Annotated in this window: 24 protein-coding genes and 1 pseudogene; 15 read left to right on the top strand and 10 right to left on the bottom strand. The window is 61.2% G+C overall.

Annotated elements, in window-relative coordinates; translation table 11 throughout:
• The first annotated feature begins 135 nt into the window (after positions 1–135).
• A complete protein-coding gene (gene ilvD, locus AC07XF_RS01735) occupies positions 136–1818 on the top strand; it encodes a dihydroxy-acid dehydratase (RefSeq protein ID WP_495025146.1) in 1683 nt (560 codons plus the stop codon).
• A 92-nt stretch (positions 1819–1910) separates the two neighbouring features.
• On the opposite strand, the gene AC07XF_RS01730 is transcribed toward ilvD, so the two are convergent.
• From AC07XF_RS01730 to AC07XF_RS01720, 3 genes and pseudogenes are all read right to left on the bottom strand, one after another.
• On the bottom strand, positions 1911–2636 hold the full coding sequence (locus AC07XF_RS01730) for a methyl-accepting chemotaxis protein (protein WP_495025281.1): 726 nt from the start codon (positions 2634–2636) through the stop codon (positions 1911–1913).
• A 132-nt stretch (positions 2637–2768) separates the two neighbouring features.
• Positions 2769–3524, bottom strand: a pseudogene (locus tag AC07XF_RS01725) (MCP four helix bundle domain-containing protein); the annotation flags it as partial.
• 99 nt (positions 3525–3623) lie between these two features.
• The gene (locus tag AC07XF_RS01720) at positions 3624–4298 is read right to left on the bottom strand and encodes a DUF2238 domain-containing protein (protein ID WP_495025145.1); all 675 of its coding nucleotides are present in this window, start codon (positions 4296–4298) and stop codon (positions 3624–3626) included.
• 157 nt (positions 4299–4455) lie between these two features.
• Between AC07XF_RS01720 and AC07XF_RS01715 the strand changes: the two genes are divergently transcribed.
• A complete protein-coding gene (locus tag AC07XF_RS01715) occupies positions 4456–4896 on the top strand; it encodes a nuclear transport factor 2 family protein (RefSeq protein WP_495025144.1) in 441 nt (146 codons plus the stop codon).
• Positions 4897–5052: 156 nt separating this feature from the next.
• On the opposite strand, the gene AC07XF_RS01710 is transcribed toward AC07XF_RS01715, so the two are convergent.
• On the bottom strand, positions 5053–6141 hold the full coding sequence (locus AC07XF_RS01710; RefSeq protein ID WP_495025143.1) for a polyamine ABC transporter substrate-binding protein: 1089 nt from the start codon (positions 6139–6141) through the stop codon (positions 5053–5055).
• Positions 6142–6195: 54 nt separating this feature from the next.
• On the bottom strand, positions 6196–7497 hold the full coding sequence (locus AC07XF_RS01705; RefSeq protein WP_495025142.1) for an NAD(P)/FAD-dependent oxidoreductase: 1302 nt from the start codon (positions 7495–7497) through the stop codon (positions 6196–6198).
• 163 nt (positions 7498–7660) lie between these two features.
• On the opposite strand from AC07XF_RS01705, the gene AC07XF_RS01700 reads away from it, so the two are divergent.
• Positions 7661–8548 (top strand): LysR family transcriptional regulator, encoded by an 888-nt coding sequence (locus AC07XF_RS01700; RefSeq protein WP_495025141.1) that lies wholly within the window; start codon positions 7661–7663, stop codon positions 8546–8548.
• 101 nt (positions 8549–8649) lie between these two features.
• Here the strand turns inward: AC07XF_RS01700 and AC07XF_RS01695 are convergent, their stop codons facing one another.
• Genes AC07XF_RS01695 through AC07XF_RS01685 form a run of 3 tightly spaced genes read right to left on the bottom strand, consistent with a single transcriptional unit; the run spans position 8650 to position 11623 of the window.
• Positions 8650–10158 carry a tripartite tricarboxylate transporter permease gene (locus tag AC07XF_RS01695; RefSeq protein ID WP_495025140.1) on the bottom strand — a complete coding sequence of 503 codons (1509 nt, stop codon included), beginning with the start codon at positions 10156–10158 and terminating at the stop codon, positions 8650–8652.
• A gap of 15 nt (positions 10159–10173) precedes the next feature.
• The gene (locus tag AC07XF_RS01690; protein ID WP_495025139.1) at positions 10174–10656 is read right to left on the bottom strand and encodes a tripartite tricarboxylate transporter TctB family protein; all 483 of its coding nucleotides are present in this window, start codon (positions 10654–10656) and stop codon (positions 10174–10176) included.
• Between the two features lies 1 nt (position 10657).
• The gene (locus tag AC07XF_RS01685) at positions 10658–11623 is read right to left on the bottom strand and encodes a Bug family tripartite tricarboxylate transporter substrate binding protein (protein WP_495025138.1); all 966 of its coding nucleotides are present in this window, start codon (positions 11621–11623) and stop codon (positions 10658–10660) included.
• Between the two features lie 360 nt (positions 11624–11983).
• Here AC07XF_RS01685 and AC07XF_RS01680 point away from each other — a divergent pair, with 360 nt between their 5' ends.
• The 6 genes from AC07XF_RS01680 (at position 11984) to AC07XF_RS01655 (ending at position 18196) form a co-directional block, all read left to right on the top strand.
• The gene (locus AC07XF_RS01680) at positions 11984–12241 is read left to right on the top strand and encodes a DUF2790 domain-containing protein (protein ID WP_495025137.1); all 258 of its coding nucleotides are present in this window, start codon (positions 11984–11986) and stop codon (positions 12239–12241) included.
• Positions 12242–12325: 84 nt separating this feature from the next.
• Positions 12326–12997 (top strand): heavy metal response regulator transcription factor, encoded by a 672-nt coding sequence (locus AC07XF_RS01675; RefSeq protein ID WP_008001318.1) that lies wholly within the window; start codon positions 12326–12328, stop codon positions 12995–12997.
• An 8-nt stretch (positions 12998–13005) separates the two neighbouring features.
• On the top strand, positions 13006–14436 hold the full coding sequence (locus AC07XF_RS01670; protein WP_116263670.1) for a heavy metal sensor histidine kinase: 1431 nt from the start codon (positions 13006–13008) through the stop codon (positions 14434–14436).
• Between the two features lie 108 nt (positions 14437–14544).
• Positions 14545–16929, top strand: coding sequence for a DUF3772 domain-containing protein (locus AC07XF_RS01665; RefSeq protein ID WP_495025136.1), 2385 nt, complete (start codon positions 14545–14547; stop codon positions 16927–16929).
• A 200-nt stretch (positions 16930–17129) separates the two neighbouring features.
• Entirely contained in the window at positions 17130–17348 is a 219-nt protein-coding gene (locus AC07XF_RS01660) for a DUF4287 domain-containing protein (protein WP_495025135.1), read from the top strand.
• A 173-nt stretch (positions 17349–17521) separates the two neighbouring features.
• On the top strand, positions 17522–18196 hold the full coding sequence (locus tag AC07XF_RS01655) for a class I SAM-dependent methyltransferase (RefSeq protein ID WP_495025280.1): 675 nt from the start codon (positions 17522–17524) through the stop codon (positions 18194–18196).
• 205 nt (positions 18197–18401) lie between these two features.
• Here the strand turns inward: AC07XF_RS01655 and metE are convergent, their stop codons facing one another.
• On the bottom strand, positions 18402–20690 hold the full coding sequence (gene metE, locus AC07XF_RS01650) for a 5-methyltetrahydropteroyltriglutamate--homocysteine S-methyltransferase (RefSeq protein WP_495025134.1): 2289 nt from the start codon (positions 20688–20690) through the stop codon (positions 18402–18404).
• 128 nt (positions 20691–20818) lie between these two features.
• On the opposite strand from metE, the gene AC07XF_RS01645 reads away from it, so the two are divergent.
• The 6 genes from AC07XF_RS01645 to AC07XF_RS01620 all read left to right on the top strand — a co-directional run bounded on the left by AC07XF_RS01645 (position 20819) and on the right by AC07XF_RS01620 (position 25099).
• The gene (locus tag AC07XF_RS01645; protein ID WP_495025133.1) at positions 20819–20971 is read left to right on the top strand and encodes a hypothetical protein; all 153 of its coding nucleotides are present in this window, start codon (positions 20819–20821) and stop codon (positions 20969–20971) included.
• A 143-nt stretch (positions 20972–21114) separates the two neighbouring features.
• Positions 21115–22098, top strand: a complete 984-nt coding sequence (locus AC07XF_RS01640; protein ID WP_495025279.1) for a FecCD family ABC transporter permease — start codon at positions 21115–21117, stop codon at positions 22096–22098.
• Positions 22098–22865, top strand: a complete 768-nt coding sequence (locus AC07XF_RS01635) for a heme ABC transporter ATP-binding protein (RefSeq protein ID WP_495025132.1) — start codon at positions 22098–22100, stop codon at positions 22863–22865. The genes AC07XF_RS01640 and AC07XF_RS01635 overlap by 1 nt, the downstream gene beginning before the upstream one ends.
• Positions 22866–22919: 54 nt before the next feature.
• Positions 22920–23807, top strand: a complete 888-nt coding sequence (locus AC07XF_RS01630) for a ChaN family lipoprotein (protein ID WP_495025131.1) — start codon at positions 22920–22922, stop codon at positions 23805–23807.
• Positions 23808–23982: 175 nt separating this feature from the next.
• On the top strand, positions 23983–24588 hold the full coding sequence (locus tag AC07XF_RS01625) for an SCO family protein (protein ID WP_007991823.1): 606 nt from the start codon (positions 23983–23985) through the stop codon (positions 24586–24588).
• 1 nt (position 24589) lies between these two features.
• A complete protein-coding gene (locus AC07XF_RS01620; RefSeq protein WP_495025130.1) occupies positions 24590–25099 on the top strand; it encodes a copper chaperone PCu(A)C in 510 nt (169 codons plus the stop codon).
• Between the two features lie 202 nt (positions 25100–25301).
• On the opposite strand, the gene AC07XF_RS01615 is transcribed toward AC07XF_RS01620, so the two are convergent.
• The gene (locus AC07XF_RS01615) at positions 25302–25718 is read right to left on the bottom strand and encodes an organic hydroperoxide resistance protein (RefSeq protein ID WP_111284697.1); all 417 of its coding nucleotides are present in this window, start codon (positions 25716–25718) and stop codon (positions 25302–25304) included.
• Between the last annotated feature and the right edge of the window lie 111 nt (positions 25719–25829).

Raw genomic sequence — 25829 nt, 5'->3', positions numbered from 1 at the left:
GCATTGACCTTTCGGGCGCTTTCGCTGGCAAGCCAGCTCCTACAGGACCGGCGTATACAGGGGCAACGCGTGTAGGGTCTGGCGGCGGGGGACTATACTCATCGGGTTTCCCTGGTGAGGCTTTGAGGAATTGTCATGAGCGACAAAGACGATCTGCGCAAGTACTCCTCTCAAGTGATCGACGGCGTTGAGGCCGCACCGGCACGCGCCATGCTGCGGGCCGTGGGCTTTACCGATGCAGACTTCCAGAAACCGCAGATCGGCATCGCCTCGACATGGGCCATGGTCACGCCCTGCAATATGCACATCGACAAGCTGGCGCTTGAAGCCGAGAAAGGCGCGAATGCCGCGGGCGCCAAGGGCGTGATCTTCAACACCATCACCATTTCCGACGGCATCGCCAACGGCACCGAAGGCATGAAGTATTCGCTGGTGTCCCGCGAGGTGATCGCCGACTCCATTGAAGTGGTCACCGGTTGCGAGGGTTTCGACGGCCTGGTGACCATTGGCGGCTGCGACAAGAACATGCCGGGCTGCCTGATCGGCATGGCGCGGCTGAATCGCCCGTCGATCTTTGTCTATGGCGGCACCATCCAGCCGGGTGCCGGGCATACCGACATCATTTCCGTGTTCGAGGCCGTGGGCCAACACGCGCGGGGCGATATCAGCGAGATCCAGGTCAAGCAGATCGAGGAAGTGGCGATTCCCGGCCCCGGTTCCTGTGGCGGCATGTACACCGCCAACACCATGGCCTCGGCCATTGAAGCATTAGGCATGAGCCTGCCCGGTTCCAGCTCCCAGGACGCCATTGGCAGCGACAAGGCGTCGGACAGTTTCCGTGCCGGACAGCAGGTCATGGAACTGCTCAAGCTCGACCTCAAACCTCGCGACATCATGACCCGCAAAGCCTTCGAGAACGCCATTCGCGTGGTGATCGCCCTCGCCGGCTCGACCAACGCCGTGCTGCATCTGCTGGCCATGGCCAATGCGGTGGATGTCGAGCTGACCCTGGATGACTTCGTCGAGCTGGGCAAGATGTCCCCGGTGGTCGCCGACCTGCGTCCCAGCGGCCGCTACATGATGAGCGAGCTGGTGGCCATCGGCGGCATTCAACCGCTGATGAAGCGCATGCTGGATGCCGGCATGCTGCACGGCGACGCGCTGACCGTCACCGGCAAGACCCTGGCGGAAAACCTGGCAAACGTGCCCGACTACCCGGCCGGCCAGGACGTGATCCGGCCTTTCGACCAGCCGATCAAGAAGGACTCCCACCTCGTCATCCTGCGCGGCAACCTCTCGCCCACCGGTGCCGTGGCCAAGATCACCGGCAAGGAAGGCCTGCGCTTCGAAGGCACGGCCCGGGTCTATCACGGCGAGGAAGGTGCGCTGGCCGGTATTCTCAATGGCGAAGTACAGCCCGGCGAAGTGATCGTGATCCGCTACGAAGGGCCCAAGGGCGGACCGGGCATGCGCGAAATGCTCTCGCCGACTTCAGCGGTCATGGGCAAGGGCCTGGGCAAGGAGGTGGCGCTGATCACCGACGGGCGCTTTTCCGGTGGCTCCCACGGTTTCGTGGTCGGCCATATCACGCCGGAAGCCTTCGAAGGCGGGCCGATTGCGCTGGTCGAGAATGGCGACAGGATCATCATCGATGCTGAAACCCGGCAGATCACCGTGGATGTCTCCGATGCGGTGCTGGCCGAGCGCAAGTCCCGTTGGGTGCGGCCGCCATCCAAATACACGCGCGGGGTGTTGGCCAAGTACGCGAAGACTGTGTCCAGTGCTTCGGAGGGGGCTGTGACGGACAAGTATCTGTAGGAGCTGGCTTGCCAGCGAAGGCGGCCTTGAATTGTGCATCGATCGTTCGGGCCTCTTCGCTGGCAAGCCAGCTCCTACAATGCCCTGCAGCCTCAAAGCCGAAACCGATCCACCGACTGCGACAGCTGCCCCGCCAGGCTGGACAGCTCATCCGTGGTCGAAGCCGTCTGCCCGATCACCTTGCTGTTGCCCTCGGACATGCCGGCAATCATCTCCACCTGATGGGCGATTTCGTTGCTGGCCAGGCTTTGCTCGCCGATGGTGCGGCTGATGTCATTGACCAGTTGCGTGGTGTTGAGCGTGGCATCAAGGATTTCGCGGATGGCGCGCTCGACATCGGCCGTCACCGCCATGCCTTTGTCGACCTGGGCAACGCCCTCTTCCATGCTGATGACCGCCTCGCGGGTGCTTTGCTGGATGCGCGCAACCATGCTGGCGATTTCCTGGGTGGAAGCGCTGGTGCGCCCCGCCAGGCTGCGGACCTCATCGGCGACCACGGCAAAACCACGACCCTGCTCGCCGGCGCGGGCGGCTTCGATAGCGGCGTTCAGTGCCAGCAGGTTGGTCTGGTCGGCGATGCCCTTGATCACCTGAATGATGTTGAAAATCCCTTCGGACTCTTTGTCCAGCGTGCGAATCACCTGCGCCGACTGCTGCGCCGAGCGCGCAATGCCATCCATGTCATTGACCACTTGATGAATTACGCGACCGCCATCCTTGGCCAAGGCTTCTGCCTGATTGGCCATGTTCAGCGCCCGCTCGGCATGCCGGGTGATTTCCTCGATGCTCGCGGTCATTTCACTGGCGGCCGCGGCCATGGTGCTGGCCGCGGCGCTTTGCTGCTGGCTGCTGCCAGCCACCTCATGGCAACCGTTGCTCAGTCGCTCGCTCATGCCGCTGACGCCGTGGGCGTTGCTGCGCACGACCTCGATCATGCCGCGCAAATCCCGCTGCATGGTCGCCAGGCTACGAATCAATGCGCTGGCTTCGTCCTTGCGGGTGGGCTCGGCAATTGGCTCGCTGAGGTTGCCACGGGCGATGCTGTCGGCAATGCGGCTGGCGGTTTGCAACGGGCCCATGATGCTCAGGATCGCCGAACGCCCCAAAGCAAGCAGCAGCAACAGACTGGCGATCAGCACGCCGCCGAGGGTCAGGCTGGCGTTGCTGATGGCATGCGTCGTCCCCTGGCTGGTCTGTTGCGTGTTGCTTTCGATCAACTCGCTGAGGGCGGCCATCTGGTCTTCCAGTTGGCTGAAGACGTTATTGAACGTGCCCAGTTCCTGTTGCGCGGCTTCCGGATTTTCCAGCGCCAGCCCGACGATGCGCTCGGCGGCGCCGATGTAGGTGTCGAGGCTTGGCTTGACCTTGTTCAGGCCGGCCTTGATGGTGTCGTTGACCGGCAGCTTGAGGTTTTCCCCGAGCACTTCGCGAAAGCGCTGAGTGTGTTCTGCGATGGAACTGCGCACCTCGGCTTTGCTGCTGGTGCTTTTGTTCAAGCCCACCAACATGGCCGACATTACGTCGGCGCGCAGCGCGTCGTGCATCATGTCGGCTTCGAGGTGATTGCGCAGCGCGGCCATGCTGACGTTGTTGTCGTCCACGGCCTCGGCCATCCGGATGTTCCCCAGGTAACTGACCAGGCTCAAGATCAACGCGGCGAGTAATCCCGTACCGATCAGCAGCATTAAACGCAGTTTTATGGACACTCTGTGGTTCCTCTCTGGCACGTTTGGCGGCGGGGTTTCGCCCGATCGCGGATGGCACTGCTCAAGAGGTTATCGACGGGGCCGAGCGGTAATTGAAGCCTATTCCCAAAGATTGCTTTTTTTGCGACATGCGGTAGGCATTGGCACTTTTTCCGCCTTGCCGCGCAGGGACACCAGCAGCAGGCTGGCAAACGCTCCGGCGACCGCGATGGCCATGTCCTTTTGCGAGTCCCAGGGATCGTTTTGCGCACCGACGAAGGCGTTCGCCGTGTCATTCCCCAGGAAGGCACCGCCGATCCATTCCACCAGTTCATACACGGCGGACGTCGACAGCATGATGTTCAGGGTCACGAAAAACAGCCAGAACCCTCGCAGCGGAGTCAGGCGCCACAGGACTTCGCGGACCGGATAAACCAGCAGCAGCCCGTAGCTCAGATGCACCAGTCGGTCGTAGTGATTGCGGTGAACACCTGACGCCCGGTCGAAACTGAAGCCCAACCACGCAGAAGACCAATGATCGTAAGGCACCAGGGAATAGGTGTAGTGGGCGCCCAATTCATGAATGCACAGAAACGCAAACACCAGCGTGATGGACGCCGCAGACAAACGGAACCGCCGGAAAACCGCCATCAACGTCCCCACCAGCAACAACACCAGCAGGTTTTCCAGCGCCCAGTCCACCCGGCTGCGAGGGGAAAAACCCGACACCACGACAATCAGCAGAAACACCATCAGCAACGCCAGGTCGTACCGCAAACGCGGAATAGGCTGCATGGCGCAATTCCTCGAAGTCAGGGCATCGCCCTTTTAACTTCGAGGCACGGCCGCCAGGCAAGTTCGCTTTTTTTCGGCATCGCATGCTAAGTTGTACGACGACTGACGAATGATCACGCAGTCACCACGCTATCCCTACAACAACAAGGAAACACCCATGAAAAAAGCAAAAGTGCTGATTGGTTTTCTGTGCCTGTTCAGCGGCTACGCCGCCGCCGCCCCGGCTGCCCCGGCTGCCGCGGACAAGGACGTGGCCCAGGCTGTCGACCACCTGACCCAGGCCATGCTGCACAAGGACATTGCGGAACTGAACGCCTTGACCGCCGACAACCTGACCTACGGACATTCCAGCGGCAAGATCCAGGACAAGACGGCCTTCATCGCCGACATCGAAACCGGCAAAAGCGCCTTCAAGACACTCGAGATGCAGAACCAGACCATTACCGTCTCGGGCGATGTCGCGCTGGTCCGCCACCACTTTTCGGCGCAAGCGCTGAAAGGCACTGAAGTGGTTCCGACGGAAATCGAAAACTTCCAGATCTGGCAAAAGCAGGACGGCAAATGGCTGCTGGTGGGACGCCAGGCGTACAAGTTCTGATGCATTCGTAAAGCAACCGCAAATACTGTGGGAGCGGGCTTGCTCGCGAAGGCGGAGTGTCAGTCGACATCCTGGGTGCCTGATACAACGCCTTCGCGAGCAAGCCCGCTCCCACAGGTTCAGTGTCACATCAGGTTGACCACCATCATAAGACGGTCAGGTATTGGTTTTCAGCTTGGTCCACAGGCGCGTGCTGAGGCGTGCGATGGCGGCGGGCAAGTCCTCAACGGTGAACAGCTTGTCCATTACGGTTTTCGGCGGATAAATCGCCAGGTCCTGCTTCACCGCCGGGTCGACGAAAGCATCCGCCGCACTGTTGGGGTTGGCGTAATGGATGCTGTTGCTGATATTGGCAATCACCTTCGGCTCCAGCAGGTAGTTCATGTAGGCGTAGCCGTTCTTTTCATGCGGCGCGCTCTTGGGCATGACCACCATGTCCAGCCACAACGTGGAACCTTCGTCCGGGATCGAGTAGGCAATATCGATGCCGTTTTTGGCTTCTCTGGCGCTGGCGGCGGCCTGCACGATATCGCCGTTGAAACCGATCACCGCGCAGACATTACCGTTGGCCAGATCACTGATGTACTTGGATGCGTGGAAATACTGAACGTATGGGCGGATTTTCAGCAACGCCTGCTCGGCTTTCTTGTAGTCGGCCGGTTCGTGGCTGTGGGGTGGCAGACCCAGGTAATTGAGAGTGATCGGCAGGATCTGCGTCGGGTTGTCGATGATCGCTACACCGCACTCGCTGAGTTTCTTGATGTTGTTCTCGTCGAAAAACAGGCTCCAGGAACGGGTGACATCGGTGTTGCCGAAAATCGCCTTGATCTTCTCGACGTTGTAACCGATGCCCGCCGTGCCCCACATGTAGGGGTAGCCGTACTGGTTGCCCGGATCGTTGACCTCAAGCTTCTTCATTAGCGCCGGGTCAAGGTTTTTCCAGTTGGGCAGCTGGCTCCTGTCGAGTTTCTGGATGGCGCCGGCCTTGATCAGGCGCGACAGAAAATGGTTCGACGGGCTGACCACGTCATACCCGGTGTTGCCGGTCATCAGCTTCGATTCCAGCACTTCGTTGCTGTCGTGGATGTCGTAGGTCGCCTTGATCCCGGTGTCCTTGGTGAAATTGACCAGGGTGTCGTCGGCGATGTAGCCGTTCCAGTTGGAAATGTTGACGGTTTCGTCGGCATAGGTGGCGGCGGAAAACGTCGAGATCAGGGCCACAAGGGAAAGCGTATTGACGCGCATGTTGAATCACCTTCGATGGGAAGTGCTGTTGTTCTTGTTGTGAAGCCGGTTTTGTCAGACTTCGGTTCGGGCCCGGGCCGCTTCCACGCGCATACGCAGCATGGCACCGATGTCGAGCAACGGCTTGGGTGGCAGCCAGCCGGGTTGCGCCCGGGCGATGACCGATTGGAGCAACGGTGAATCACCGCCCGAAGCCAGTTCCGCCAGCAAACGGCCCCATAGCGTGCCCCGCGCCACTCCGGAACCATTGCACCCGGCCACGGCAAACACGCCCTCCTCGACTTTGCCGAAATACGGCTGCCCGGAGCGCGAAGCGCTGAGATGTCCGGTCCAGGTGTATTCAATGTCCTGCTCGCCGAGCATCGGGAAACGCCGTTGCAACCCCAGCACATGGTGCTGGCGGCGGGCCGATAATTCGTCCAGGGACAAATCCCGGGAGCGATATTCCGCGGTGTTGCGGATCATCACCCGGCGATCCGGGGTCAGGCGCACCGTGGCACCGAGCGCTCGGGTGGATAGCACGCCCCAGGGCTCTGGCGCCCCGAGTGCCTGAAACTCCTGATCGCTGAGCGGCCGCGTGAGGCTGGCGCTGAGTTCCATCGCGAAGGTGCCGCTGTCATCGATACCCGAGCGAGGGATAAAGGCGTTCAGGCAGACCAATACTTGTTTGGCCTCAACGCAGCCGTTTTGGCCCCGGGCGCGAATTCGGCCATTGCCCAGGCGCTCAAGACCTGTGATATCGGTGTTCTCGTAGACCGTCACTTTCTGCGGCAAGGCATCGAGCAGGCCTCTCACGTACTTCGCCGGTTGCAGCAGCGCATTGCCGTTACCGCACCAGATTGCGGCGCGATAGTACCGGGTGCCGAGTTTTTCCCGCAGCGCCTCGCCTTGCAGAAACTGCGCGCTGGCGCCAACGGCGCGCAGGGTCTGCAACTTGGCTTCGACGTGGGTCAGCTTGCGTGGATCGCTGACGGCGAAGAAGTAGCCCGATTCCCTGAAGTCGCATTCGATGCCATGGCGGGCAATCTGCTTGCGGACTTCGTCGGCGGCTGCGCGGCCGATTGACGTATCCACTTGATACCCGGCAAACCCATCGCAGCCCGACAGCTCGCCAACGGCGGGATGCTCATGGGCCACCACAAAACCGGAATTGCGCGCCGAAGCGCCTTGCGCAGCCCGCTGTCGGTCGACGACTACGATGCGCGCCTGGGGATGCATTTGCGCCAGGGCGTGGGCGGCACTCAATCCGGTGATGCCGGCACCGATCACCAGCCAATCGGCTTGCTGCGTGCCTTTGAGCGGATCGCGCAGGGTCGAACTCCCCGCTTGCGCAATCCAGCCACAGATATTTTCCATGCGTCACCTCAAGTTCTTGTTCTGCGAGCCGTCTCGATCCACAGCAGCAACACATGCATGATTCGCATAAGTGCTTTGCGAGGACGGCGGCCATGACTAGAATCTAAAGGCTCAAAACACTGACAGCCAACGTTATTAAATCATCGAGGCATTCTGAAAACGCATGGACAAGATTCGCCACGTGCCCTCGCTGCAGGGCTTGCAGGCCCTGGTCGAGGTCGCCGAGTCAGGCAGCTTCACGCAAGCGGCGCAAAAGCTCTGCCTGACCCAAAGCGCCGTGAGCCGACAAATCCAGCAACTGGAGAGCCACTTTGGCGTGCCGCTGTTTGTCAGGAGCAGCCGCAGCATTCAACTGACCGCAGAGGGCGAACAGGTTCTGGCCAGCGCCCGCAGCATCCTCGATCAGTTGCGGACCCTCGAAGATCGGCTCGCGCCGCAAAAACGCCCGTTCCGCATTCGCATGCACGTGTCACTGGCGGTGCGCTGGTTGCTGCCCAGACTGAGTGATTTCTACCGGCATCACCCGGACGTATCCCTGGCAATTGAAACCGTGGCCACCGAAGTGGTCGAGCCGGCCAGTGACAGTGATGCCTATATCCTTTACCTGCCCGAGCCGGCCACAGCGCCCGATTGCCTGACCCTGTTCGAAGAAGCGTTGGTGCCCGTGTGCGCGCCAGGCCTGGGCACCCCGGCCCGGCCATTGGCTTCGCTGGAGGATCTGTCGGGGTTCGCATTGCTGCATCGCTCAAGCGATCAACATGACTGGCAAGACTGGTTGTCCGCCAACGGCGGCAAGTCGTTGAACGACTATCGGCACATCCCCTTCAACCTCGACGAACTGGCGCTCGATGCCGCCGCGCGGGGCCTGGGGGTGGCGATGACCGACATGACCCTGGCGGGTGAGTCGATTCAACGCGGCGAACTGGTGATTCCGTTCGGCGAGCCGTTGAAGACCCGGGGGATTTACTCGCTGTGCCTGCAACTCTCGGCGGCATCGCATCCGGCCTGTGCACCGGTCATGCAATGGTTCACCGCGCAAACCACTGCATGACCCTGTGGGAGCGGGCTTGCTCGCGAAGAGGCCTTCACATTCAACATCAATGTCGACTGACACACCGCCTTCGCGAGCAAGCCCGCTCCCACAGGGGGGCCTCAATCATCCTCATGCAACTTGATGCCGCGTTTATGCAACACATGGGGCACCACCAGCACCAGCAGCGTCAGGGCGAGGAAAAACGCCGAGATCGGTTGCGTGACGAACACCGTCCAGTCGCCCTGGCTGATGGACAAGGCGTTACGCAATTGTTTCTCGGCCATCGGCCCCAGCAGCATGCCGACGATCACCGGGGCGACGGGAAAGTCGAACCGCCGCATCAACACCCCGCCCCAGCCAATCGCCAACATCAGTATCAAGTCGAAGGATGAGTGGCGCATGCCGTACACGCCGATGGTGGCGAATACCAGGATGCCGGCGTTCAGGTACGGCCGGGGGATTTGCAACAACTTGACCCACAGGCCCACCAGCGGCAGGTTCAACACCAGCAGAATCACGTTGCCGATGTACAGCGAGGCCACCAGCGTCCAGACCAGCTCAGCGGAGGTTTCGAACAGCATCGGCCCCGGTTGCAGGTTGTAGTTCTGGAACGCCGCCAACAGGATCGCGGCGGTAGCGGACGTCGGGATGCCCAGGGTCAGCAACGGCACCAAAGACCCGGTCGCGCTGGCGTTGTTGGCCGCCTCCGGGCCGGCGACACCTTCGATGGCGCCCTCGCCCTTGTTGGCGGAAAACTCCTTGGGGTACCGGCTGAGTTTGCGTTCGGTGGAATAGGACAGAAAAGTCGGAATCTCGGCGCCACCGGCCGGAATCGAACCAAACGGAAAACCGATCAGCGTGCCCCGAAGCCACGCGGGCACCGAGCGTTTCCAGTCGGCGCGGGTCATCCACAACGAGGTCAGGCGATGCCGTCCTTCGTTTGATTCCGCTTGATAGAGCAAGCTGTACAAGGCCTCGCCCACCGCGAACAAGCCGACCGCTACCAGTACCACCTCGATACCGTCCACCAGTTCGGGAACACCCAACGTGTAGCGGGCAATACCCGAGGTCGAATCCAGTCCGATCAAACCGATGGTCAGCCCGACGCCCAGCGAAGCGAACCCGCGCAGCATCGAAGCACCGAGCACGGCCGACACTGTGGTGAACGACAACACCAGGATCGCGAAATACTCGGTCGGGCCGAAATTCAGTGCCAGCCTGGCCACGATGGGTGCGAACAACGTCAGCAATATCGTCGCAATGGTGCCGGCCACGAAGGAGCCTATCGCCGCCGTTGCCAATGCAGGACCGGCCCGGCCGTTGCGGGCCATGAGGTTGCCTTCAAGGGCCGTGACCATGGAAGACGATTCACCGGGCGTGTTGAGCAGGATCGAGGTGGTGGAGCCACCGAACTGCGCGCCGTAATAGATACCGGCGAACATGATCAAGGCGCCAGTGGGGTCGACTTTGGCAGTGATCGGCAACAACAGGGCCACCGTCAGCGCCGGACCGATCCCCGGCAACACGCCAATGGCGGTGCCGAGCAGGCAGCCGATGAAACCCCACATCAGATTGATCGGCGTCAGTGCCGAGGAAAACCCCATCGCCAGACTTGAAAGAATGTCCACAGTGTCGATCTCCGTTCAAATCCAGACATTGATCAGCGGCGGCAGGGAAACCCCCAGCCCGGCGTTGAACAGCCAGTAGATCGGCAGCGTCAAGGCAATGCCGATGGCCAGGTCCCGCACCGGATGACGGCTGCCAAAACCCCGCGCCGAACAGGCAAACAGCAACCCGGCGGCCAGCACAAAACCGGTCAGGTTGATCAGCACCGCCACCCCGACAAGCCCTGCGGTTACCCAGGCCGCACCGTTTTTTCCACCGGGCACCGTGGCGGTGTCGTTATCCAGTTCGCGAAAGCCGCCACTGATGGCCTGATACCCCAGCACCAGCCCCACGGCACCCAGAAACGCCGCCACGACATAGGGATAAACGTACGCCGGGAGGATGACGAAACCCATTTCGGGCGGAAAACGGTAGGCGCCCATCGCCAACACGACGCTGATGGCGACCAGGCCGATGCCGACGGCCAATTGCGTCGGCACCACTGCGCGCACTGTGGCCATCTCAAATCAGCCCGACCTTGACCAGCATGGCACGCAACCGCACGTGTTCTTCATCGACGAATTTGCCGAACTCATCGCCGGTCAGCACGCTGGACGTCCAGGCGTTGGTCTGGATATTGTCCTGCCAGACCTTGCTCTTGGTGGCGGCCACAACCGCGTCGATCACCTCTTTACGCTGCTCCGGGGTGAGGCCCGCTGCACCGTAAACGCCGCGCCAGTTGCCGATCGTCACGTCATAGCCGCTTTCCTTGAGGGTCGGTGCATCAATGCCGGGAACGCGCTCCGGCGCACCGATGGCCAGGACACGGAACTGGCCGGTCTTGATGTATTGACCCAGCTCGGCGTAACCGCCGGTGATCACCTTGAGCTGACCACCCAGCGCCTGGGCAACCACTTCGCCTCCCCCGCCAAAGGCCACGTAGTTGACCTTGTTGACCGGCACGTCCAGCTTGCCGGCCAGCTCGGCGATGCCGATGTGATCCACCGAACCCTTGGAGCCGCCGCCCCAGGTGATGCTCGGCGGATTGGCCTTGAAGGCCTTGATCAGGTCATCGAGGGTCTTGTATTCAGATTCCTTGCGCACGGCGATCACGTTGTACTCGGTGAACAGCCGGGCAATGGGCGTCACATCTTTCAGGCTGATCTGCGGTTTGTTCTGTTCGATGCCCGCGACCATGATCGCCCCGACCACCAATAGCGCATTCGGATCGCCCTTGGTGCTGTTGGCAAATTGCGCCAGGCCCAGGGTCCCGCCCGCCCCGCCCTTGTTCTCGAAGGTCACGGCCTTGGCCGTATTGGCTTCGACCATGGCCTTGCCCAGCACCCGGGCGGTCTGGTCATAACCACCGCCCACTGAACCCGGGGCCATGAATTTCACGGTATCCAGCGCAAAAGCGGGTGCGACAAGCACGGCAGCAGTCAAACCGGCGGCCATGCAGCGACTGAAACGACGGATCAAAACGGACATGGGCATCTCCTGATTGCATTGTTTTTATAGGTGCCGTTTGCCCATCGAGGTGTTCGATGAACATGGGCCTGCGAACAAGCTTAGGCCATGGATCCGCGGGTTGATCTGTTTTATGGCGCTGCAACCCCCTGTGGGAGCGGGCTTGCTCGCGAAAGCGGTGTGTCAGCGAAGTAAATATCAACTGACCCGACGCCTTCGCGAGCAAGCCCGCTCCCACAGGGTTTGCGGTGTTCTTTCCAACGTTTCATTACAACTTTGTAATCGAGCTGTTGGTCGCCTGTCCGGATCACTTCGTTAGCCTGAACTCACTGTCAGGCCAACCACCGGCAGCCACCTCAACCCTGAACAGAGAGACTCGTCATGAAAATGTTGATCGCGGGTTTTGCCGCCCTGCTCGCCACCGGTTCGGCGTTTGCCGCTACCCAGCCCACTTCGCCGGTCATCCACGACAAGGACGGTTTTTATGTGCAGATGGATGTGGCCAAAGTGCTGTCCATGACCGACCTTTCCGGTAAGTGCGGCATCGTTCCGGCGCAGTTCAATTACCTCGACCACCAGGGTCGCGAGCACCAACTGGACTATCGGGTCCAGGGCATAGGTTGTATTGGTGAGAATTGACCGGATGCCTGTATTCACGACTGGCCGGGCTACACTTGCGCCACTGGCTTGCCCCTGTAGCCCGACCGAATCAGGCAGATTTCCATGAATATCCTCGTAGTCGAAGACGAACCCAAGGCCGGCAATTACCTGCTCAACGGCCTGCAGGAACTCGGATACACCGTGAGCCTGGCGCGGGACGGCGTCGATGGTTTGCACCTGGCCCTGGAACACGATTTCGACGTGATCGTGCTGGACGTGATGATGCCGAAGATGGATGGCTGGGAAGTCCTGCGCCGCTTGCGCAAGGAAGCCGATACGCCGGTGCTGTTCCTCACCGCCCGGGATGACATCGCCGACCGCATCAAAGGCCTCGAACTGGGCGCCGACGATTACCTGATCAAGCCTTTTTCCTTCGCCGAACTGGTCGCGCGCCTGCGCACCCTGACCCGGCGTGGTCCTACCCGGGAAGACGAACACCTGCACGTCGACGACCTGCAGATCGACGTGCTCAAGCGTCGCGTCAGCCGCGCCGGCAACCGCATCACCCTGACCAACAAGGAATTTGCCTTGCTGCACCTGTTCGCCACGCATCAGGGCGAAGTGCTGTCGCGCTCGATGATTGCCTCGCGGGTCTGGGACATGAATTTCGACAGCGACACCAATGTCGTCGATGTCGCGGTGCGCCGCCTGCGCCTGAAAATCGATGATCCGTTCCCGCTCAAGCTGATCCACAGCGTGCGCGGCATCGGCTACCGCTTCGACACTCAACCCTGAATGCCCCCATGAATGCGATGACGCCGCTGCAATCCGCCACCCGCCTCAGCCACTCCCTGACCCTGCGTCTGGCACTGGTGTTTGCCCTGCTGGCGTTTGTCTCGCTGGCCCTGCTTGGCGTGGCGCTGTACCGCGACCTGGAGCGCGAGTTGATCCGGCGCGACGACATTGCCCTGATCACCCGCATCGACCAGTTGCGGACCTTCCTCAACGACAGCAATACCCTGGACCTGATCAAGGCCAAACCGGCGCTGTTCCAGAACATGATGGGCAACCGCGAGGCCCTGCTGACCATCGGCACCCCTGGCCAACCGCCGTTGCTGGTGGTCAACCCGGGCAACCTGAAGATGCCGGTGCTGACCCCGGTGGCCATGGATCATCGGCTGACCCTGGACGACGTGCAGCATTTGCCCAACGTCAATGGCGTGCCGTTTTCCGCCTTGGCGGCGACCATCGACTCGGGTGATCTGGGCAGCCTGCAAGTGGTGACCGGGCGCCTGATGACCGAGCGCACCGCCGTGCTCGCCGACTACCGGTTCAATGTCTACCTGTTCGCCAGTGTCGCGGCGATTCTGCTGGCGCTGTCCGGTTATGTGCTGGTGCATCGCGGCCTGTTGCCCGTGCGGCGCCTGGCCCGCCACACCCAGAGCATCGACGTCGGCAACCTCAACGAACGCCTCGACAGCCAGGGCGCGCCGCTGGAACTGTTGCCGATGATCGACGCCTTCAACGCCATGCTCGACCGGCTGGACAAAGGCTTTATACAGCTGGGTCAGGTGTCGACCGACATGGCCCACGAACTGCGCACGCCAATCAACAACCTGCTCGGCGAAACCCAGGTGGCATTGCAGCAGAACCGCAGCACCGACGCCTATCAGCAGCTGTTGGCTTCGAATGTCGAAGAACTCGAACGCCTGGCGCGCATGCTCGACAACATGCTGTTCCTGGCCCGCACCGATCCGCGCAGTGCCTTGCGCCAGCGTCAGGAGCTGGATGCCGCCGACGAAATGCAACGCATGGCCGATTATTTCGAAGGCCCGGCGACCGACGTCGGCATCTGCATCAATGCCCGGGGCAGCGGCTTGATCTGGGCCGAGCCGATGCTGTTGCGTCGGGCATTGGCCAACCTGTGCGCCAACGCCATCAAGTACGGCGCCCCGCATTCCGAGCTGCTCATCCACGCCAATCCGACCGCCGACGGCATCCAGGTGCAAGTGCGCAACCACGGCCCGACCATCGCGCCCCAGCATCTGCCACGGTTGTTCGAGCGTTTCTATCGGGTCGACGAGTCCCGCGAGCGCTCGGCCCAATCCAATGGCCTGGGCCTGTCGATCGTGGCGACGATCATGCAACTGCACAACGGTGCCTGCAACGTCAGCAGTGCCGACGGCATCACCTGCTTCGAACTGTTTTTCCCGGCGCGGCAACAACATGAGTAACGCCTGAACGAAAACCACCCGGGGCACTTCAGACAAAACTATGCTCGAGGGTGCGAGTCATGGCCTAACCTCATTGGCTAAGTGACAAACAACCCGTCGAGCACGCCGATGTTCAATGTATTGAAGTCAATGATTTACGTCGCCTTCGCGCTTCTGGCGGCAAGCCCGGGATGGTTGTTGGCGGCGCCCATGGCCGACGCCCTTGCTCCCACTACCACAACTCCGGTCATCAGCATCTCCGACAGCGATCTACTGGGGTTGCAAAACCAGCTGAACAGCCTCAAGCAGCAGGTTTCCCAGGCCAGCAATTACACCCAACTGGAAAGCTCACAGGGCCTGGTACAAGCACTCATTCAGGATGTTGATCGCGTGTCCGCGTCGCTGCTGCCCGGACAGGCGCAGTTGCAGGCGCAACTCAACGTGCTGGGGCCAGTGCCACACGACGAAAACGCATTGGTGACGTCTGCCATTACCACCCAACGAGACACCCTCGGCGAGCAAAAAAACAAGATCGATAGTCAACTCAAAACCCTGGCCGCGCTGAAAACAAGTGCCGCCGAGCTGATCACCCAGATTGCCAGTATTCGCCGCACCCTGCTGGAAGCGGAGGTGACCCAGCAGACCAGCAGTATCTTGAACCCGCGTTTCTGGTCGCCATTGTTCGATTTTCCTGCCGACGACCGCCAACGTTTCAGAGCCGTCATCCAGCAACTCGAGGCCACGCACCAGGCCGCCTGGCAACCCGGACAACGCCTGTTCACGGCCACCCTGCTGACGCTGGCAATGGCCATATGGACCGTGGGTCGATCGCTCGCCGGCCGGGGTCTGGCGTGGCTGTGCTTTCATCGAATGCCTGAAGGTCGGTTACGGCGCAGCTCCCTTGCGCTGGCCTCGGTAATGGCGACAGTGCTGACCGCCGGCGCGGCCCTGCAACTGCTGCATTTTGCCGCGACCCGCCAATTGCCCTACACCCCGCTGCTGGCCGAACTGACGCAATACCTGGAAAAGCTTGCCTATACCTGCGTGCTAATCACCGGATTAAGCCGCGCGTTGCTGTCGACCAACCATCCTTCATGGCGCCTGCCCAATATCGCCGATCCGGTAGCGCTGGCGATGGCACCCTATTCCAGGCTGCTGGCAAGCCTGCTGCTGGTGCTGGTGACACTGGTGCAGTTGAGCAATGTCACCGGCATGAGCGCCGAAGTGGTGCTGCTCGGTCGGGGTATCGTGGCGTTGGTTGCTGCACTGGTGATTGGCGCTCTCCTGTTGCGCGTCAGCAAGACTCGCCAAGAAATGATAGCGGCCGGAGAAGCCCCCGAAGGCGTCACCACTTTCGCCGGCCTGATTTATACCTTTGCCGGCGTTGCCGTGGTGGTGTCCCTGTTCGCCCTGCTGATCGGCTACGTGACGATGGCCCGGTTCATCACCTACGAAATGGTCTGGATATTCATCATCTTCGCCGGTTTCTATCTGCTCACACAGGTCTACCAAGACACTTGCGACTACCTTTTTTCGCCCAGGCAACCTACCGGCAAGGCCATCAAGCAGCTACTGGGCATCGGTAATCCACGCCTGGAACAGATCTGCACCGTGTTGTCCGGGGCTGGCCGCGCCATCCTCCTGCTGATCGGTGTCATTGCCTTGTTTGTCGGCGGTGTGGGTACGACGCTCGGGCAGCTGGCTACCAACACCGTGGCCATTCTTGGCGGCGAAGGGCTGCGCAAACTGAACATCGTCCCGGACAACCTGGTAAATGCCATCCTGGCCCTGGTGATCGGCATCTACCTGATCCGCTCATTGCGGCGCTGGCTGGACAGCGAGTTCCTGCCAAAAACCGAGATGGACCCAGGCATGTGCGCCTCGCTGAGCACCCTGTTCGCCAACATCGGCTACGTGTCCGTCGTCCTGCTCACGCTGTCGTCGCTGGGAATCAAGTGGACCAACCTCGCCTGGATCGTCAGCGCCCTGTCGGTAGGTATCGGCTTTGGCCTTCAGGAGATCGTGAAGAATTTCATCTCCGGCCTGATCCTGCTGACCGAGCGCCCGGTGAAAGTCGGCGACTTGATCAGCATCAGTGGCGTGGAAGGCGACATTCGCCGGATCAACGTGCGGGCCACGGAAATACAACTCTCCGATCGCTCGATCATGATCGTGCCCAACTCCCACCTGATTTCACAGAACCTGCGCAACGTCACCCTCGGCGGCAGCGCCCAGGGCGTGGTGATACTCGAACTGATGTTTCCGCTGGACATCGACCCGGAGCAAGTACAAAACCTGCTTCTCGACACCTACACAGAACACGAATCCATCCTGGACAAACCGGCACCGTTCCTGCGCTTCAGTCAGCTGAAACCTGAAGGCATCACGTTGACTATCACCGGTTATGTCGGCAGCCCACGCACAGTCGGCGCGATCAAAAGCGAGCTGCTGTTTGTAATTCTCAAGCGGTTGGGTGCCGCGGGTATTGAACTGGCGAAACCGCCTGCTGCGTGATGCTCAATCACGCGGCAGGCAGTCGGTGCATCAATGGGCGACGGGATGAATGACTGAGAACGACGTGCTCCGGGGTGTCCCGCTGTATCCCTGGAAAGCCTTCAACATCGACCGCTCGGACAATGGACTCACTGACGGCAAATCAGTAACGTAACCGGCGCTGCTTTCGAACCCACAAAAGCGAAAAGGGAGTTTGCATCGTGACCGAAGAGACAAAAACCAAAGGACCTGCTTCGTACTTTCCGTCAATTGAAAAAAAGTATGGGCAGCCGATCACCCACTGGCTGGATCTGCTCAAAACCGTCAGCAACAAGAAACACATGGAAATGGTGGCTTGGCTCAAAACCGAACACGGCCTGGGTCATGGTCACGCTAACGCGTTGGTTGCCTATCATTTGGCAAGCGCCAAAGGCGACTAGCCACGCGTCCATCCTTCGCTGCGCTGTCGGTGGTGCCGGGTAATACCGGCTCCACCGTTAAATCGTCTGGCGACCTGTCCCTCTCCATTCAGCACATCCCGCTAACATCAGGCAATGCATGATGGGGGCCCTTGCCCTATTCTTTCATCCAACCCACCACGCCGGACATCAACATGCCCGCCCCGGAATCCACCCTCCTCGATAGCTGGCACCACAACGCCCACGCCTGGATCGAAGCCATCCGCACGGGCGCCATCGAAAGTCGCCTGAAGGTCACCGACCAGGCCATCCTGCTGGCGGTGCTCGGCCGCCAACCCGAACGTGTACTCGACCTGGGCTGCGGCGAGGGCTGGCTGTTGCGTGCGCTGGCTGAACGGGGCATTGACGCGGTGGGTGTGGATGGCGATGCGACGCTGGTCGAGGCGGCGCGAGCGGCGGGGTCGTCGCCGGTGTATGTGGCGAGCCATGAAGCGTTGGCAGAAGCGACAGTCGACATCGGTCGCGACTACAACCTGATCTGCGCCAATTTTTCCCTGCTACATCAGGACATCATCCCTCTGCTCGCCGCCATGAACGCCCTGCTCGCCCCCGGCGGCGCGCTGGTGATCCAGACGCTGCACCCGTGGACGGCTGCGGCGGGCGACTATCAGGATGGTTGGCGCGAAGAGACCTTCGCCGGGTTCAAGGGGCAGTGGCAGCCCATGCCGTGGTATTTCCGCACCCTGTCCAGTTGGCTCAATGCACTGGACATGGCCGGTTTTACGCTGGCCGGACTGCAGGAGCCACAGCACCCGCAAAGCCCTGTGCCACAGTCGTTGCTGTTAGTGGCCGAACCGCGGCGCTTGTAGGAGCGAGCTTGCTCGCGAAGGCGTCGGCGGATTCAACATTGATATCGCAGACACACCGCTTTCGCTGGCAAGCCAGCTCCTACAGTTGATCTGTGCGGCACCCCTAACCGTGTAGGAGCTGGCTTGCCAGCGAAAGCGTCGACACAGCCAATAAAAAACCGGAGCACAGTGAAATGCTCCGGTCGAAGGTCATACGGATAACGCGTCAAGCCCATTCTTTACGCAGTTGACGCGCAGCGTTGACCATGTGCACCAGCGCCGCTTCGGTTTCCGGCCAGCCGCGGGTTTTCAGGCCGCAGTCCGGGTTGACCCACAGGCGGTCGGCGGGAATACGCTTGGCCGCCTTGCGCAACAGGTTGGCCATTTCCGAGGAGTCCGGCACGCGTGGCGAGTGGATGTCGTACACGCCAGGGCCGATTTCGTTCGGGTAGGCGAAGGCTTCGAACGCGTCCAGCAGCTCCATGTCCGAGCGCGAGGTTTCGATGGTGATCACGTCGGCATCCATGGCGGCAATGGACTCGATCACGTCGTTGAACTCGCTGTAGCACATGTGGGTGTGGATCTGGGTTTCGTCACGCACACCGGACGCGCACAGGCGGAACACTTCGGTCGCCCAGTCCAGGTAGTGCTGCCACTGCGCCTGGCGCAACGGCAAGCCTTCGCGAAACGCGGCTTCGTCGATCTGCACGATCTGGATGCCGGCGGCTTCCAGGTCCAGGACCTCATCGCGAATCGCCAGGGCCAGTTGACGGGCCTGCACTTCGCGGCTGACGTCTTCACGCTGGAACGACCACATCAGCATGGTCACGGGCCCTGTCAGCATGCCCTTCATCACTTTGTCGGTGAGGCCTTGGGCGTAGCGGATCCACTCCACGGTCATGGCTTTCGGACGGCTAAGGTCGCCGAAGATCAGCGCCGGTTTCACGCAACGCGAACCGTAGCTCTGGACCCAGCCGAAACGGGTGAACACATAGCCGTCGAGTTGCTCGGCGAAGTATTCGACCATGTCGTTACGTTCGGCTTCACCGTGCACCAGCACGTCCAGGCCCAGGCGTTCCTGAATTTGCACGGCGTGGCGAATCTCGCTGTGCATGGCTTCGGTGTATTCGGCTTCGGTCAGCTTGCCTTGTTTGAACGACTGGCGCGCCAGGCGAATCGACGCGGTTTGCGGGAACGAACCGATGGTGGTGGTCGGGAACAGTGGCAGGTTCAAGCCAGCGCGCTGTTTCTTGGTACGTTGGGCAAACAGCGACTGACGCTGGCTGTCCTGGGTGGTGATCGCCGCAACCCGTGCCTGAACGGCCGGTTTGTGGATGCGTGGCGACGCGCCACGGCTGGCCTGCACGGCGCGGCTTTGGTTCAGCGCTGCAAGCACCTTCGGCGCTTCCGGCGCGTTGACCGCCTGGGCCAGCACCGCGACTTCTTCACACTTCTGCACGGCAAACGCCAGCCAGCTTTTCAGTTCGGCATCAAGCTTGTCTTCACGACCCAGGTCGACCGGGCTGTGCAGCAGCGAGCAGGATGGCGCGACCCACAGGCGATCACCCAGACGCTCGTGAGCGTGTTGCAGGGTGGCCAGGACGTTTTCCAGGTCGCAGCGCCAGACGTTACGGCCATTGACTACGCCCAGCGACAGCACTTTGTAGGCAGGCAGGCGATCGAGAATGGTCGGGAACTGCTCAGGTGCGCGGACCAGGTCGATGTGCAGGCCGTCCACCGGCAGGTTGGCGGCCAACCCCAGGTTCTCTTCCAGACCGCCGAAGTAAGTGGCGACCAGCTTCTTCAGCGGATCGCGCTGAATCAGGTTGTAGGCGCGTTCGAAGGCATTTTTCCATTCTTGCGGCAGGTCGAGCACCAGGATCGGCTCGTCGATTTGCACCCACTCGACGCCCTGTTCCGCGAGGCGCTGGAAGATCTGGCCGTACAGCGGCAGCAGGCGATCCAGCAGCTCCAGCTTGTCGAATTCGGCGCCCTTGGCCTTGCCCAGCCACAGGTAAGTCAGCGGGCCAATGATCACCGGCTTGACGTGGTGACCCAGCGCACGGGCTTCTTCGACTTCTTCGAACAGTTGATCCCAGCCGAGCTGGAACTGCTGGTCGGCGCTGAACTCAGGGACGAGGTAGTGATAGTTGGTGTCGAACCACTTGGTCATTTCCTGGGCGTGTGCGCCGCCGCAGCAGCTGTCGCTCACACCGCGAGCCATGCCGAACAGGGTTTGCAGGCTGGCCTTGCCATCGTGCGGGCGGAAACGCTCCGGGATCACGCCGAACATCAACGAGTGGGTCAGGACCTGGTCGTACCAGGCGAAGTCGCCGACCGGCAGCAGTTCGATGCCGGCCTTTTTCTGCAAATCCCAATGGGTCTTGCGCAGGTCACGGCCCACGGCGCGCAGACCGGCTTCGTCCAGCTCGCCCTTCCAGAACGCCTCTTGGGCTTTTTTCAGTTCACGGTCGCGACCAATGCGCGGAAAACCAAGGGAATGGGCAACAGCCATGTCAAATAACTCCAATGCGTTTGATGGGAGCCATTGTCGACAGTTGACCACGAGTGAGACAAACTCATTTTAATCTTGATGATCACAAATTATCCTCATGATCGAAGGTGCTGCGCAACCGGCGCTGAATGGACACCTGGCTCAACGCGCTCGCACCGATGTACAACCTGCACCTGAAAACCTCTTGCTTGACCGAACCGTGGCGTGTGCGTAAGCCGGGCGTCGATGGCATCATCACCCGCTACGAAGGTTTCGATGCCCGCCCCCCTCTGATCGGCTAAGGAATAGTCCCGATGCGTATCAAAACACTGCTGGCCCGTGCCACGGCGCTCTACCCGGACGCCGAAGCGCAGGCCGCCGGGATCAGCCAATGACGGCCATTTTTCGGCCGCGTCCGACGTTGATCTTTTTGCTGTTGCTGCTGGTGCTGGTGTTCTGGCTGTCCCTGGCCCTCGGGCCGGTCAGCCTGCCGCTGGGCGATACCTTGCAAGCCGGGATGCGCCTTTTGGGGTTGCCACTTGATGGTGGCGACACGCAACAGGCGGAGCTGATTCTCGGTCAGATCCGCCTGCCGCGCAGCTTGCTCGGCATCGCCGTCGGTTCGGTCCTGGCGTTGTCCGGCGTGGCGATGCAGGGGCTGTTCCGCAACCCCTTGGCCGATCCGGGTCTGGTTGGCGTCTCGGGTGGTGCTGCGCTGGGTGCCGCCCTGGCCATCGTCGGCGGCAGTCTGCTCGGCGGCTTGCCGCCTGCGTTCGAACCCTACCTGCTGTCGGTCAGCGCCTTCGCCGGTGGCTTGATCGTGACGGCAGTGGTGTACCGCTTCGGTCGCCGCGACGGGCAAACCGACGTCGCCACCCTGCTCCTGGCAGGTGTGGCGATGACGGCCATGGCCGGTGCCGGAGTCGGCCTGTTCACCTACCTGGCCGACGACGCGACCTTGCGCACGCTGACGTTCTGGAACCTGGGCAGCCTCAATGGTGCCAGTTACCCACGTTTATGGCCGTTGCTGATCGTCACCGTAGGCGTGGCGTTGTGGTTGCCACGTCGGGCGGCGGCGCTCAATGCGATGCTGTTGGGTGAGTCGGAGGCCCGTCACCTGGGCTTCGACATCGAGCGGATCAAGCTTGAGCTGGTGTTGTGCACGGCACTCGGCGTCGGCGCGGCGGTCGCGGCGGCCGGCCTGATCGGTTTTATCGGTCTGGTGGTGCCGCATCTGATGCGCCTGCTGGTCGGCCCGGATCACCGGGTGTTGCTGCCTGCATCGTTACTGGCCGGTGCCAGCCTGTTGTTGCTGGCGGATCTGGCGGCGCGCTTGTTGTTGGCGCCAGCGGAATTGCCGATCGGTATCGTGACGGCACTGATCGGGGCTCCGTTCTTTCTTTATCTGTTGGTACGAGGGCGTTCCTGATGTTGCGGGCAAACAACTTGCTGGTCCGCCGTGGCAACCGCACGGTACTGGCGAACATCGATATCGAGTTGCACCCGGGCGAGGTGCTGGGTGTGCTGGGGCCGAACGGTGCCGGCAAAAGTACCCTGCTCGCTGCTTTGTGCGGCGACCTGGCGACCCGCGAAGGCACGGTCAGCCTCGACGAGCGTCAACTCGCCGACTGGCCGGGTCAGGAGCGGGCCAAACGCCTGGCCGTGCTGCCGCAGAGTTCGTCCTTGAACTTTGCCTTTTCAGTCAACGAAGTCGTCGGCATGGGTCGCTTGCCTCACGCCAGCGGTCGGGTGCGCGATGCCGAGATCGTCGTCGAAGCGCTGCGCTGCGCCGACGCTCTGCACCTGGCGGGACGCAGTTATCTGGCGCTGTCCGGTGGCGAACGCCAGCGCGTGCATCTGGCGCGGGTGCTCGCGCAACTCTGGCCGGGTGCCGAAGGGCAAACCCTGCTGCTCGATGAACCGACGTCGATGCTCGATCCGCTGCACCAGCACACCATTTTGCAAGCCGTGCGCGACTTTGCCGAGCGCGGGGTGGCGGTGCTGGTGATCCTGCACGACCTCAACCTCGCCGCACGTTACTGCGATCAACTATTGTTGTTGCAACAAGGCCTGCCCCACGCCTACGGTCCACCGGCCGAGGTGCTGACCGCCGAGGCGCTGGCGACGGTGTATGGGCTGGAAGTGCTGATTCACCAGCACCCGGAACGCGGCCACCCGTTGATCATCGCGCGCTGATACCGCTCCCCTTTTTCAATGATCGAGGGGACTACTGCCTTACAGGGAAACCCGATGCGCTTTCTGTTGCTCTGTGCATTCAGTCTGTTGGTTGCCTGCCAAACCAGCCATCACGTTACACCGCCCCCGGCGCCAATCGCCCCGCAAGGCCGCGATCACACTGACCTCGGGGTCATCCGTGAACTCGCTACCGGGCGCACGTTGACGCCGCAAGAACTGGTCGAACGCCTGGCCGTTGTGCCGCGTGTGTTGGTCGGTGAACAGCACGACAACCCGGACCACCACGCCCTGCAATTGTGGCTGCTGCGCGAGCTGGCGGCACAACGCTCCCAGGGCAGCCTGCTGATGGAAATGCTCAACCCCGATCAACAATCCAGGGTCGATGCCGCGCAAACTCAAACCCGCGCTGGCCAGCCACCGGCTGATACGTTCAAGGCACTGGCCTGGCAGGCCAATTGGGACTGGAGCGTCTATGGCGCACTCGTCACCTACGCGCTGCGGCAACCGTATCCGCTGCTGGCGGCGAACCTGGACCGTGCGCAGATCATGCAAATCTACCAACAACGCCCGGTATTGAAAGGCGAAGCGTCCACCACCGAATACGTACAGGCGACCTTGCTGGAGGACATCCGCGCATCCCATTGCGGCCTGCTGCCCGAAGCGCAGATGCCGGCAATGCTCGCGGTACAGCAGCAACGTGACCGGCGCATGGCGGAACGCCTGATGGCCGCGCCGACGCCTGCGTTGCTGCTGGCCGGTGCCTTTCACGTGCGCAAGGATCTGGGCGTGCCACTGCACCTGAAGGACCTGGGTGCGGGTGAAGGTAACGCGGTGCTGATCCTGGCCGAAGTGGGCAAGACCGTGACCGCCGACAGTGCCGATTACGTGTGGTACACGGCTGCGCAGCCGGAACAGGATTTTTGCGCGACACTGCGTCGTTAAGCTAAAGCGAAACATTGTGGCCCAGACAGCGCGACACTATGTCACGCCTCACCTCCGGTCCAATGGTCGTATCCCCCCCTCCAACACCGACACAGTTTGTTAACATCCATCCGATTTTTTCGTCTGTACAGTCATCACGCTGTCATTTCAGCCTGTTCAACAGGATGCTTTTTCAATGAGTACTTTGTACACCCGCCGAACGGTCCTGCAAGGCATGGGCCTATTGAGCCTTGGCCTGCTCGCCGGTTGCGATGACAGCAGCAAGCTGTCGTTCAAGTACGGCAAAGACCTCAGCGACAAGATCATGGGGCGCAACTTCAAGCTCAAGGACGCTCAGGGCGAAACCAGGATGTTGGGCAGCTATCGCGGCCTGATGCCGATGGTGTTCTTCGGTTTCACCCAGTGCCCGGCCGTGTGCCCGACCACCCTGGCGCGTGCCGCGCAGGCCAAGAAGCTGATGGGTCGCGATGGCGAAAGGCTGCAGGTGGTCTTCATCACCCTGGACCCTGAGCGCGACACACCCGAGATGCTCGACAAGTACGTCAAGGCATTCGATCCGAGTTTCGAAGCGCTGTACGGCACATTGGAAGAAACCGCCGCCACCGCCAAGGAGTTCGGCGTGTTCTTTGAAAAGGTCCCGAGCGGCGATACCTATACCCTCTCCCACACCGCGACCAGTTATGTCTTCGACTCCCGGGGCACTCTGCGCCTGGGACTGTCCGCGTCCCTGACAGCCCAAGAGTGCGCAGAAGATCTGCTCACCGTGATGGAGATTTGCTGAAATGAATGCCCCGCAGGTTAAAAAGCGCCTCGCGCAACGTTGCAAGCAATTGGCACTGGGCTTGTCCCTGGTCGGCCTGGTCTTTCAGGTATCGGCACAAACCCGGGTCGACGACGCCTGGGTCCGCGCCACCGTGGCCGGTCAGCCGTCGAGCGGCGCCTTCATGACCGTCACCGCGAGCAGCGACAGCAAACTGCTGAGCGTGCAATCGCCGGTTGCCAAGCTCGTGCAGATTCATGAAATGAGCATGAAAGACGACGTGATGAAAATGCAGCAAGTTCAGTCTGTCGCACTGCCGGCTGGCAAAGCGGTGAGCTTCGACCCGAACGGTTACCACATCATGCTCATGGACCTGAATGCCCAGATCAAGGAAGGCGACAAGGTGCCGCTGACCCTGACCGTGGAAGACGCCAAGGGTGAGAAAGAGTCGATTCAGGTTGAAGCCGTGGCCAAGGCAATTGGCACCATGGATCACAGCGCGATGATGCATGATCACAGCAAGATGAATTGATGCCCGCGTGACACTGTAGGAGCCGGCTTGCCGGCGATGGGGCCATTGAGGACTTGCATCGATCTTGCGGCCGCCATCGCTGGCAAGCCAGCTCCTACAGAGTCGGTGTCCCCCCTTTGGAAATCCACCGTTACCGACAATTTCAACGTCCTCGGCTCACCCGAGGTCAGGTCGTTATTGGCGGCGAGCCTTTCAGGTCAACTCAAACGAGCTTGAGCACGACGTTGATGTTGTTGCGCGTGGCTTTCGAGTACGGGCAGTACTGGTGCCCGGTGTCGACGATTTTTTGCGCGGTTTCACGATCCAGCCCTGGCAGGCTGACATTGAGCCGCGCCTGCAGCAGGTAACCGCCTTCATTGGTACCCAGGTCGACTTCGGCATCGACGGCCACATCCTTGGGCAACGTCACTTTCATTTCCCTGGCCGCCACTTGCATGGCGCCGATGAAACAGGCTGACCAACCGGCAGAGAACAGTTGTTCCGGATTGGTTCCGCCGCCGCCCGCGCCCGGGGACGACAGCTTCACATCGAGAATTCCGTCGGAGCTGCGGGAAGCGCCGTCACGCCCGCCCGTGGTGTGGGTTTTGGCGGTGTACAACACTTTATCGATCTGGTTCATGGTGACCTCCTGATTGAGTTGTAAGAAACCGGTTTTAACACCCCATCCGGTCGCGGGGATGGTCAATCAATATAGACGTCACAGGCCCACACTGTGGTCGAGCCGACCAGT

It is taken from the genome of Pseudomonas sp. GW821-FHT01C01, from assembly GCF_059422645.1.
This window is presented reverse-complemented; position numbering and strand designations above follow the sequence as displayed.